The organism is Exiguobacterium sp. s46 (genome assembly GCF_018618875.1).
Taxonomy (GTDB): Bacteria; Bacillota; Bacilli; order Exiguobacteriales; family Exiguobacteriaceae; genus Exiguobacterium_A; species Exiguobacterium_A abrahamii.
The window spans coordinates 1,908,869-1,920,200 of sequence record NZ_JACSMY010000001.1 but is presented as its reverse complement, the minus strand read 5'-3'; the positions used below and the strand labels follow the sequence as shown (position 1 = coordinate 1,920,200).

General features: G+C 49.3%; 12 protein-coding genes. 5 read left to right on the top strand and 7 right to left on the bottom strand.

What is annotated here, in order from left to right:
* Window positions 1-16: 16 nt before the first annotated feature.
* A complete protein-coding gene (locus KNQ08_RS10020; RefSeq protein ID WP_035410187.1) occupies window positions 17-646 on the top strand; it encodes a helix-turn-helix domain-containing protein in 630 nt (209 codons plus the stop codon).
* 48 nt (window positions 647-694) lie between these two features.
* On the opposite strand, the gene KNQ08_RS10015 is transcribed toward KNQ08_RS10020, so the two are convergent.
* The 3 genes from KNQ08_RS10015 to KNQ08_RS10005 all read right to left on the bottom strand — a co-directional run bounded on the left by KNQ08_RS10015 (window position 695) and on the right by KNQ08_RS10005 (window position 3,272).
* Window positions 695-1,123 carry a hypothetical protein gene (locus KNQ08_RS10015; protein ID WP_149427807.1) on the bottom strand — a complete coding sequence of 143 codons (429 nt, stop codon included), beginning with the start codon at window positions 1,121-1,123 and terminating at the stop codon, window positions 695-697.
* A 66-nt stretch (window positions 1,124-1,189) separates the two neighbouring features.
* Window positions 1,190-2,389, bottom strand: coding sequence for an ABC transporter permease (locus tag KNQ08_RS10010; RefSeq protein WP_023469317.1), 1,200 nt, complete (start codon window positions 2,387-2,389; stop codon window positions 1,190-1,192).
* A complete protein-coding gene (locus KNQ08_RS10005) occupies window positions 2,379-3,272 on the bottom strand; it encodes an ABC transporter ATP-binding protein (RefSeq protein WP_149427805.1) in 894 nt (297 codons plus the stop codon). The genes KNQ08_RS10010 and KNQ08_RS10005 overlap by 11 nt, the downstream gene beginning before the upstream one ends.
* A 177-nt stretch (window positions 3,273-3,449) precedes the next feature.
* On the opposite strand from KNQ08_RS10005, the gene KNQ08_RS10000 reads away from it, so the two are divergent.
* On the top strand, window positions 3,450-4,385 hold the full coding sequence (locus KNQ08_RS10000) for a VOC family protein (RefSeq protein WP_214805446.1): 936 nt from the start codon (window positions 3,450-3,452) through the stop codon (window positions 4,383-4,385).
* Window positions 4,382-4,978 carry an alpha/beta hydrolase gene (locus tag KNQ08_RS09995; protein ID WP_214805444.1) on the top strand — a complete coding sequence of 199 codons (597 nt, stop codon included), beginning with the start codon at window positions 4,382-4,384 and terminating at the stop codon, window positions 4,976-4,978. Before KNQ08_RS10000 ends, KNQ08_RS09995 begins: the two co-directional genes overlap by 4 nt.
* Before the next feature lie 60 nt (window positions 4,979-5,038).
* Here KNQ08_RS09995 and KNQ08_RS09990 read toward each other — a convergent pair whose 3' ends face one another.
* Window positions 5,039-5,506: a hypothetical protein gene (locus tag KNQ08_RS09990; RefSeq protein ID WP_133207725.1), complete on the bottom strand. Its 468-nt coding sequence runs from the start codon at window positions 5,504-5,506 to the stop codon at window positions 5,039-5,041.
* 332 nt (window positions 5,507-5,838) lie between these two features.
* Complete coding sequence (locus KNQ08_RS09985) at window positions 5,839-6,579, bottom strand: SGNH/GDSL hydrolase family protein (protein ID WP_214805442.1); 741 nt, start codon at window positions 6,577-6,579, stop codon at window positions 5,839-5,841.
* A 42-nt stretch (window positions 6,580-6,621) separates the two neighbouring features.
* On the opposite strand from KNQ08_RS09985, the gene KNQ08_RS09980 reads away from it, so the two are divergent.
* Both KNQ08_RS09980 and KNQ08_RS09975 read left to right on the top strand, forming a co-directional pair.
* Complete coding sequence (locus tag KNQ08_RS09980; protein ID WP_064299377.1) at window positions 6,622-7,683, top strand: acyltransferase family protein; 1,062 nt, start codon at window positions 6,622-6,624, stop codon at window positions 7,681-7,683.
* A gap of 57 nt (window positions 7,684-7,740) precedes the next feature.
* The gene (locus tag KNQ08_RS09975) at window positions 7,741-8,073 is read left to right on the top strand and encodes an Asp23/Gls24 family envelope stress response protein (RefSeq protein WP_029342549.1); all 333 of its coding nucleotides are present in this window, start codon (window positions 7,741-7,743) and stop codon (window positions 8,071-8,073) included.
* A gap of 36 nt (window positions 8,074-8,109) precedes the next feature.
* Here the strand turns inward: KNQ08_RS09975 and KNQ08_RS09970 are convergent, their stop codons facing one another.
* Together KNQ08_RS09970 and secA2 are read right to left on the bottom strand one after the other, a co-directional pair.
* The gene (locus tag KNQ08_RS09970; protein ID WP_214805440.1) at window positions 8,110-8,871 is read right to left on the bottom strand and encodes an SLAP domain-containing protein; all 762 of its coding nucleotides are present in this window, start codon (window positions 8,869-8,871) and stop codon (window positions 8,110-8,112) included.
* Window positions 8,855-11,218 (bottom strand): accessory Sec system translocase SecA2, encoded by a 2,364-nt coding sequence (secA2, locus tag KNQ08_RS09965; protein ID WP_214805438.1) that lies wholly within the window; start codon window positions 11,216-11,218, stop codon window positions 8,855-8,857. Before secA2 ends, KNQ08_RS09970 begins: the two co-directional genes overlap by 17 nt.
* Window positions 11,219-11,332: the final 114 nt, after the last annotated feature.

Genomic DNA, 11,332 nt, shown 5'->3' with positions numbered 1-11,332 from the left:
TAAGGGAGGGAATCGTATGCTAGACCATTCACCATATCGGGGTTACGGTGACCGGATTCGTATTTTACGGGAGCGTGCAGGGATTACGATCGAACAGTTGGCTGAACGACTCGGCGTCGCACCATACTTCATCCGCCGGACGGAGCTCAGCGAAGTCTATCCAACCAAACCCTACATCGAAGCATTGGCGGACGTCTTGAACATCGACGCTAGTTATTTGGCACGGCATATCTGGACGGGGGAGTCATTGAAGTTCATCATGCAGCAAAACACACCGCTCGAAGAGATGAAGCTTGCTTATGAACAGACACTCGGACAAGACGGGACGTGGGTCGAAGAACAGCTCGAAGAACGGATGCGTCTGTTTGATTTAATGTATGACGAGGACGTCAAACGGATTGAGCAGACGATGAGTGCGACCGAGCAACGGATCTTCCATGAGCTCGTCGAAGCCGTGATGGAAGCAGGGGAATTGCAACGCGATCAAGCGGAAGAGACGTATGAGTTGTTCGAGGATAAACTTCCATCGATGATGCAACTCGATGAATACCTCGACCGCATGACGGACGGTATTTCTTTATCCAGTTCGACCTATTATGCGGATTACAGCGACCGGAAAAGTCGTTCTCGCTACCATCGCAAATAAAAAAAGTCGCTGTCTTCTGATTGACGTTCAGAAGACAGCGACTTTTTATTAACGTTGTGGCATCGGGCGTGGACGACGCGTCTTTTGACGGATTCGACCGATGATGAAACCAATGATCGCATTTGCAATGACGAGTACCCAACCGACATAGCCGAAATTGAGAGTTAAGCTACCGAGCATCGCTTGCCATTTGAAAATCATCATCACATCACCACGCAAGACGAATCGCGCGATACAGACGAGTAAGACAGTCAGTCCGGCGATGAAGACACCGACCCAGCTTCCGTATAAACGAGAAGAGTGGCGGCGCACCGCAACGAAGGACCAGCAAAAGAGGCTAGAGATGAACGCCATGCCTCCATAGGCAAGGACGAGTTCCCATGTCGCACTCGCTTGCGGGAATTTCGTGAACATGACAAGTGACGAGACCATGGCAGCAGCTGTGAAAAGGATCGCTGCCCAAAAACGAGACCGCATAACGTAGTTCCTCCTAAAGGCTTTTTCTCACCTAACGATAGCGGAAACGATTCGTCTTGTAAACTGTTACCGGCGACCACTTAAGATCCGGCGCAACTGTTTGAGTGGATTCGATCCATAGAACAGAACACCACCCCGGTAGAATTTGGTTCCGACGAATAAGGCAAGCGAGATACTGATCAGCATTAAGATGAGCGAAATCGACACTTGCCATAGCGGTACATCGGTCAACATGACGCGCAGGAACATGACCATCGGTGTAAAGAACGGAACAAATGACAGGACGACGACGGCTTGGTTCGTCGGTGCATTCAGACTAAACATCGAAATCATGAAAGCAGCGACGATCAACAAGATGACCGGTAACGTCACTTGCTGCGCATCCTCGACCCGGCTGACGAGTGAACCGAGTGCCGCGAGTAACGTTGCGTACAGGAAGTATCCGAGCAGGAAGAAGACGAACAGATAAATGATCGTCCGGGCACTCAAGGAATCAAGTGATAACTGATCGAATAAACTGCTGTTTTGAGCACTGTAGTAGCCGACACCAACGAGGATCGATAATTGTACGAGACTGACCGTCGCGATCGAGAGGATCTTCGCCAGCATATGTTGAATCGGACTCGCTGCTGAAATCAGCAACTCCATGACGCGTGATGACTTTTCGTTCGCGATTTCCGTGACGATCATCCCACCGTAAATTGCAATCGTGAAGTACATCAAGAACAACAAGACATAGACGAGCGCCGAGGCAGCAAAGAGTTCATCCTCACTTTTCCCACCCGTCGATGTCAACTCCTGTTTGACAGGAACAGGTTCAGCGAGCGAGGCAAGGACGTTCGGATCGATTTCAGCATCCGTGATGACGGCCTGGTCACGGACTTGTTTGACGACCGTTGCGACCTGTGTCTGTAATTCAGACTCAGGACTAGCACTGACGAGTGTCACGTCATACGAATCCTGAACGATTGCCACGGCATCGAATGTACCGCGGTCGACTGCCTTTCGTGCTTGTGCGACTGTATATTCCTTCGTCGTGATGTCTGAAGTGACACCAGCCTTCTTCAAGGCCGGACGAAGATCTGTCGACAATTCACTGACGAGAGCAACTTTTGGATCGTCACCAGAAAACCAGTCGAGAATCCGTTCGATATTGCCAAAGCCAACAAGGAACAGGACCATCAGGACCGTCGAAATCAAAAAGCTTTTAGCACGTAATTTTTGTAGTAGATTGAAGCGATATAAAGTCAGGAATTTACGGTTCATAACGTTTGCCGACCTCCTCGATGAAGATATCCTGCAGGGATAACTGATCCCAGACGAAACGATCGACATGGTGTCCATGGCTGACGATATGTTGGAGAAGTTGATCAGCCGTTTCTTTTGAAGAGACTTGGACGATATGCCCATTATTGTCTGACTCGACTTGTAGAACACCTGGCAAGCTATCCCACAGGAGTGGCGGGGCATCTGTCGTCAAGAGGACACGTGTTTTTCCGTATCCCGCCTTGATGTCAGGGAGATAGCCAGCAACGACGGGTTTTCCGTGATCGAGGATCGCGACGTGTTCGCAGAGTTCTTCGACGTGATCCATCCGGTGACTTGAGAAGACAATCGTCGTTCCGTCGACGGTTAACTTTTTGACGGCACGTTTTAATTGTTCAGCGTTGACTGGATCGAGTCCGCTGAATGGTTCATCTAAAATCAGCAGTTCAGGTTTATGTAGGACGGCAGAGATCAACTGAATCTTTTGTTGATTTCCTTTTGAGAGTTGTTCGACGCGCATTTTTTCATACTGTGGAATTTGGAAATATTCGAGCCATTCCGTCAACGCTCGTTTCGCATCCTTCCGTTTCATATCGCGGAGTTCTGCGAGGAACAAAAGTTGTTCATCGACGCGGACTTTTGGATACAGCCCCCGTTCTTCCGGAAGGTATCCGATTTTTGAAGTCGGGATGCGCTCTCCGTTCCAAGTGATCGATCCTTCAGTCGGTTGCAGTAGACCGAGCAGCATTCGGAACGTCGTCGTCTTCCCGGCACCGTTCGCACCAAGCAAACCAAAGATTTGCCCGCGCGGCACCTCAATCGTCAGAGCATCTACGGCCGTAAAATCGCCGAAACGCTTCGTGATGTGTTTGATTTCTAACATATGAACCTCCTTTAAAGACGTCTGTTGCACGACAAGTGTACCATTGTTACCTAGTGTCCTACGGTCTAAATTGGATAAAGGTTCCAGAAAAAACGAGAAAAGGCTTATTAGTTTACTTTTTGTTCTTTAGTTACTATTATTGTGTTAATAGATACGACTGAAGGAGGAACGCATCATATGAAAACGCAAGGCATTCATCATATCTCAGCAATGGTCGGCGATCCACAAGAAAATCTCGATTTTTACGGAACCATTCTCGGACTACGATTCGTCAAAAAAACGGTCAATTTCGATGATCCAGGAACATACCACTTCTATTTTGGAAATGAATCCGGAGCACCGGGAACGATCATCACGTTCTTTCCGTTTAAAGGCATGGCAAAAGGACAAGTCGGTGCCGGACAAGTCGGAACAACAGCTTACGCGATTCCGGTCGGGGCAGCAGATTTTTGGAAAGCGCGGCTGACAGAAAAAAACGTCTCGTTTGAAGAGACGGTTCGGTTCGGAGAGCAACAGATCGCCTTCGAAGATCCACATGGTCTCCAGATTGAACTCGTCGAACGCAAGGGACCGAACAGTCGCTATGAAATCGACGGCATCACACGTGAGGTCGCGATCAAAGGATTCGCGGGAGCGACGTTACTATCAAGGGATCCATCAGACACAGCAAAATTACTGACAGACACATTCGGCCTGACACTCAGCAAACGGACGGAAACCGTTGACCGGTACATCGCAGAAGGCGAGTTCGGGAATGTCGTTGATGTCGTTCATGGTCAAATGCCAGTTGGTCGTCCGGGAACGGGAACGGTTCACCATATCGCGTGGCGGGCGACGGATCAAAAGGAACAACTCGACTGGATGAACGCCATCAACGCGTTCGGTTTGCTTACGACTGAAGTGAAGGACCGCAATTACTTTACATCGATCTACTTCCATGATCGCGGTCGGATCCTCCATGAAATTGCGACCGACAATCCAGGATTCGCGATCGATGAAGCGTTCGAGATGCTCGGAGAAGACTTGAAGTTACCGGAACAATTCGAAGCACATCGTACGGCGATCACAAATCATGTAACACCTATTACTGTACCGAAGGGGAGACTCGTATGATTCATTTATACCAAGCACCAAAAACAGCAGACGCACCGATCTTTTTATTCTTACATGGCACAGGCGGAACGGAACAAGACCTCGTCGGACTCGTCTCGTTGCTCGATTCGGAAGCAGGCTACTTGTCCGTCCGCGGGGAAGTCTCGGAAAACGGGATGCCACGCTTCTTCAAACGACTCGCGGAAGGCGTCTTCGATGAAGAAGACCTCGCTTTACGGACCGCACGTTTAATTCAGTTTTTACGTGATCAGGCAGCGGAGCGTGACTTCGCGCTCGATCGTCTGATTCCAGTCGGATACTCGAACGGGGCGAACATCGCGGCGAATATGTTGTTCGAAGAAGCTTTGTTCAAACAAGCGATTCTGTTGCACCCGATGGTACCGCGTCGTGGTGTGACGTTACCTGATTTATCGGACGTGCGCGTCTTCATCGGTGCCGGAAGCAATGATCCGATTTGTCCGGCTCAGGAAACGGAAGAGTTATCAGCACTCTTGAAACAAGCTGGTGCATCAGTCGACGTCACGTGGTCGAATTATGGTCACCAACTTGTCATGCCAACGATTGAAGCAGCAACGGATTGGCTGAAACAGTAAAAAAAGGGCTGTCCCATCTACTTCTTTCATAGAAGATGATGGGGCAGTCCTCTTTTCGTTTCAAGCAGGATGATCACTTTTTGGTCGAGAATAGACGATGAGCACACCACGCTCGACGAGCTGGAGGGCGAGCGTCTGTTTCACTTCTTCCGATGCTTTCGTCTTGGCAAGTTGCCGGTAGAGCAGGCGAAGTTCACGGCGCATCGTCTTACGGATTAGCCACATGCTATCAATCGTCGTACACCAACCGGTAACGGTCTCGTGTCCAATGTAATACTGGGTCTGACGTTCGAGATAACGAATCCACCACTCGTCACGCGCCATTTTTAGTACGACACCTGTGAGGCCAAGTACAAGGATGGCGAGGGGAATGCTTTCATATAAAGGAAGACGACCAAGAACGGTACCAACATTCGTGACGAGGGCAAGCATCACCCATCCTATGCATCCGATGACAAGCCAATATCCAAAGTTGAGAGTACTTCGATGTCGTAACGTCACTTTCGGCGTAAGCAATGAAGTGGCCATCAGAAACACCTCCTTGTTAAATAATCGAATTTTCTGACAATTTGTAGTTGTCCTTCTACTATAGTTACTTTTTCCCGAATCGTCTAGTCATTAGACATGGAAAATGTGTTTCTTTCTTGACGAAATTCGTGTACGCTAAATGTAGAAGTGAGCGGTTACATAAAGGGGGATATAAAGAAATGATGGATCAAGTGATTTGGATTGCTGTCGGTATCGTTGCCGTTGCAGTTTTCTCAGCATCGAGCGTCGCAGCGTACATGGGTGTCAAAAACCAAGAAGACTAATAATCGAAAGCGGCTCATCCCGGAAATCGGGATGAGCCGCTTTTTCGTTTAGTTATTTGCTGTCAAATCGGTTTTGAGCGCATAGGGTTTCAGCGCATCACTCCAGCGCAGGTAACCGCCACCGACGAGATGGAGTCCATCGTACGTCATCCGATTTTGCAGGTATCCCTGTTTATTCGTCAAGACGGGTCGTAGATCAACGAATGGAACATCCACCGATTGAGCAAGGTTTTGTAAATTCCGGTTCAACGCTTCGACGTCCCGATTGATTCGGACGGAATCCGAATATTTCGGTGCGACAGGAACGGTTGACTGAATGACGACGTCGATGTTATTTTTTCGAAGTGTCGTCACAATCGTCGTCATGTTCTCAGTGATTTGCGGAATCGGTGTATAGTGACGAATATCATTGATACCACCCATAAGGAAGACGCGTTTTGGTTTCATCTCGATGATTAAGTCGAGTCGGGTCAAAAAGCCTTCTGTCGTATCACCAGGAATCCCGAAATTCACGATCGTCGGGTCCTTCATCAAGATACGCCAATCGGCAAAATTCGTCATCGAGTCGCCCAACATGACAGCGTTCGCTGATTTTGGGTATTGATAAGTATGGAATAGACTATTCAGACGGACATAGTTCGGGTTCTTATCGTATTGGAAGGTCGTGACTGGAGTCGTACTCGTTGCAGGTAAGACGCTTTCGAATAGTTCGAGCGGTTTACGTCCCAGTAACAATGCAAGGAGAACGACGTTCAAGACGACAGATAGAATCAGGAGTGTCTTTTTCATAAACATTCGTTCCTTTCGAGGGAGTATAAGGGGTAGTGTAACATGAATCGGAATCCGTGGTTTGATAATATCAAAGGTTTTCTTGTCATTTTCGTCGTCATTGGTCACATGCTGACGGATTTACGGTTTGATTATGACGGAAAGTTGCTTGAGACGGTTTATCTGTTGATTTACTCGTTTCATATGCCATTATTCATTATTTTAAGCGGTTATTTCTTCCGCGAAAACAAGTATTTACGTGTCATCCAACTATTTGCCGTCTACTGTGTCTGGCAAATCTTAATTGGATCTTGGGCGACGCTTGGAGAAGGATTGCCGCTCTTTTCTGGTGAAAACATCGGTACGCATCTCCTACGTCCCTACTGGGCACTTTGGTATCTGTTCGTCATGGTCGTCTGGTATATCGTGACGCCGTATGTCGTTCACTTGCGTGGATATGTCTGGTTCGGTCTTGCCTTCGCCTTGCTGTATGGATTCGAACTCGAGAACACGGGATTCTTGGCACTTCGGAAGCTGATCATGTTCTATCCGTATTTCTTGCTCGGGAACTATCTATCGGAACACGAATTCATCCGCATCTTCGAGATGCCGAAGAACTTCAAGCGACGGATGAACGTCCGCTTGATTGGTGGTGTGACGTTCGCAGCCGTCATGGGCTTCTTATTGTTCGAGGCGTGGCGTGACACACCGCAAGAGATCGTCGATTTTGCGAATGCCTTCAAGCATCGTTTCCCGTACGCTGAACAGTATGACAGTGACACGTGGATTGGTGTACTCAAGCATAGCGTCATCTATGTCTTGTCGATCGCGGCCTCGCTCGGTTTCATGATGTTGATCCCGATGCGTCGTCTTCCGCTCATCACACGAGCTGGGGAACTCAGCCTCTACGTCTATCTACTCCATGTCTTCTTCGTCATGGCGTGGCGTCAATATGTGACGGATGCATTCGTACCGCAACCGTGGCTCGCTTTACTGATCATGATTGGCGTCGCCTTGTTGATCGTTGGTATCATCATACACCCACTCGTCGTCCGTGTCCTCCGTCCTTTGATTGAGATTGACATTCGCCCGATCGTCGAGAAACGGGAAGACCTTTCAAAATAAGGCGGAATGCATTACACTTTAAGATAGATGGATTACTAGACGAAGGGCGTGGAAGGTATGTCATATAATTTAAATAATGCGGACGGTGTCGTGAACGTCTCGCAACAAGTCATCGAGGTCATCGCAGGGGTAGCTGTTCAAGAAACGGAAGGCATCGCCTTTACAGCAGATGATTCGAAACTGCAGGAAAAACAGATGGTCAAACTCGTAAAAGTCGAAGATGTCGGTGGCGACATCACGGTCAGTCTGTCCGTGCATATCAAATACGGCATGTCGATCATCAAGACAGCTGGAAAAGTCCAAGAACGGATTGCGCAAGACATGGAAAACATGCTCGCGTTCCAACCAAAAGCGATCAACGTCCGCGTCATCGGACTCTTAAAAGGATAAGTAAAACGTCTCGGCATCTTGTGCCGAGACGTTTTTTTAGGAAGAGGGAGGAAGATAACGGAGACCGAATGCAGGAACATCTGTTGTGGTGCAGGCGAAACGGAGACGAATCGCATGTTGGCTATGAGCGGGTAAAGACAATCCAGGATGGATGACGTCTGCGAGTGGCGTCTCGTCATTCATCAATTCGAACGCCAGCGCCTCGAGCATCAGTGTCTGATCGCTGGCATTACGGACGAGGACGGTCGCGGTCACAGTATCCGGCTCGCGCATGATCGAGACCGGTAAGAGAGACCAGCCATCTGCTGGGGGTGCCGGGTGCGAATAAGCGACTTGACGGATGATGCGTCGTTCCGATTCCGTGAAGTCATCGTCGATGAACAGCTCGGTCAGCGTCTCATTTGAGAAGACGAGCTGCAATGGCTCCGTCAACTGCTCGAGGTCGACGAAACATTCGTCTTCTTCAAACGTCAACCAGAGCGGCAACGTCGCCATCGGAAGTATGACAGGAACTTCTTCGATACTGAGGACTTTCCGAGCGACGAGTTCGTCACCGGAGAGCGCAAGGACGACGAGATCATTCAGATGGAACGACCGAGACAACGTATTTTGGAACAAGGCGATGACATGAAGCGGACGACGCGATAAGACTTGAAACAGATGGATCGCCATCTGATTGATCTGTAACTCAGGTAGTTGTTTCGCGACGTGACGAAAGACGTATTCATCTTCCTTGACGATCGGCATGTCCTCCGTGAAATAGAGCGGGGGACGGAACACTTCATTCGACGTGTGCATGATGCAGTTCTCCTTCGCTATCGTATGTCTGTTCGGCGCGGCAGATGCCAGAAAGGACCTGCTTTTCGAAACTCGCAATGGCATATTCGAAGTAATCCATGCCTTCCCGCTCAAAGATGCGGACTGGTTGCTCTTGTCCGTAACTCCGGAGGTGGATTCCTTCTTTTAAGCTGTTCATGGCTGTTAAGTGGCGCGTCCATTGCTCATCGAGTGCAAGGAGGATGAAGCGTTTGACGGTCTCTTTTTCAGCCGCAACATGGGCAACGAGCAAGGCTTCAGTGTCAGCAATCAGCGGTTCAAGTTGGCGTTTCATCTCGTCGATCGTTTCCAATCGTTCTAACGTGACCGGTTGATGCAACAGTTGCTCGAGTTCCGTCGTGACGAGAGCCAGCGGCCATTCTTCCGGGACGAGATCGTCAGAAAGCGTTTGGTCGATGATCGACGGCAAGACACGTCCGGCAAACGGTTGGACGATGTCTTCGAGTGACGTTGCATCAACGATTCTGTTGCGGAGATGATAGATTGCTTGCCGTTGTTCGCTGATGACTTCTTCGAGCTGGACGAGTTCATCCCGAACACTCCGATTGACGGATTCACACGTCGACTGAGCGAACTGCAATAAATCCCGAACGTCACGTGAAGCCAGTGGACCGGAAGCATCCCGTACTTTTTGTTGCACGCGTGCGAGACGGTCGCGCGCGAAACGACGAGGCAGTTCATCTTCGAGCGAGAGATAAAATTGCGTCAATCCGGGATCGCCTTGGCGACCTGCCCGACCACGGAGTTGGTTATCGATCCGGATCGATTCATGGCGTTCGGTTCCGATGACGAACAAACCGCCTTGTTGTTGTGCCGTTTCATCAAGTAAGATATCCGTTCCGCGACCTGCCATGTTCGTGGCGATCGTGATTCGACCGGCTTGTCCGGCTGAAGCGATGATCCGGACTTCCTGATCGACGGTTTTTGCGTTCAGGATCTCGTAGGTGAGTTCATGTGTATCAAGTGTCTTCGCGACGCGTAAGGATTGTTCAATCGATGAAGTACCGATCAGAACTGGTCGTCCCGTGACGTGTGCCGATTTCGTCGCCAGCGCGATCGCTTCTAATTTTTTGTCACGCGTCGCAAAGATGACGTCCTCCGCATCGATCCGGATTTTCGGACGGTTCGATGGAATCGTCACGACATCCATGCCGTACGTCTTTTGAAACTCCTCCCGTGACGTCGCCGCTGTACCCGTCATTCCTGCCACCTGATGATAAAGACGGAAATAATGCTGAATCGTGATTTGTGCCGTCGTCCGGTTCTCTTCCGTGACGGGAACACCTTCTTTTGCTTCAAGTGCCTGATGTAACCCGTCAGATAGACTGCGCCCTTCCATCAGACGACCCGTGAAGAGGTCGACGAGCGCGATTTTTTGATCTTTGACGATATAGTCGACATCTCGCTTGAGGACGACATGGGCACGTAAGGCTTGAATGACGTAATGGAAAAGGACGGAGTGCTCAGCAGCGAACAGATGATCAATCGCAAACGCCTCCTCGATCGTCTCGATCCCATGGTCAGTCAAGGCGACTGCTTTAATCTCTTCGTCGAACGTATAATCCCGCTCGTCTTCGAATGTTTGGACGACATGACGGACGAGTTGCTGTAACCCTTCGTGGACACTGTCTCGTTCCGCCATGATGAGTGGCGTTTTCGCTTCATCGATTAAAATGCTATCGACTTCGTCGATCAAGGCGAAATGAAGCGGACGTTGCAGACGTTCCGTCGGCTCCATGATCAGATGATCGCGCAGGTAATCGAACCCGAATTCAGTTCCGACACCGTATGTAATGTCTGCTGCGTAGGCGATCCGTTTTTCCTCAAACGTAGCTTCAGCGGAATTGATTCCGACCTGCAACCCTAAAAATCGGTGAATCTGACCGATTTGCTCCGCATCGCGTTGTGCCAGATACTCATTGACGGTAATGACGTGGACACCTTTTCCGTGAAGCGCCTGAGTGAAGCTCGCGAGTGAAGCAACGAGCGTCTTTCCTTCACCGGTCGCCATCTGGGCGATTTGTCCTTCAAGTAACGCCAGACCGCCCATGAGCTGCACATCGTAATGCCGTAAGCCGAGCGTTCGTTTACTCGCTTCTCGGACAAGGGCGAATGCCATTGGTGTGATTGCATCGATTCGTTCCCCGGCTTGTAGCCGCTCACGTAATGAGGCGGTCAATTCACGTAACGCTTGATCGGATGTTTGTTCCATTTCTCGTTCTAGGCTATTGATCGTCGTTACGATTTTTTCATAACGATGAATTCTTCGACTTTGATCATTCAACAACTGTTTAACACGTTGAAACATCTTCGTCACTCCCTCATATGCTATGAGATTCATTATAGCAGTTAAAAAATGTAAAACGAATAGTAAAGAACGAAATAAGTAAAACATTCCCTTAAAATTGAAAGCGTTATCAAA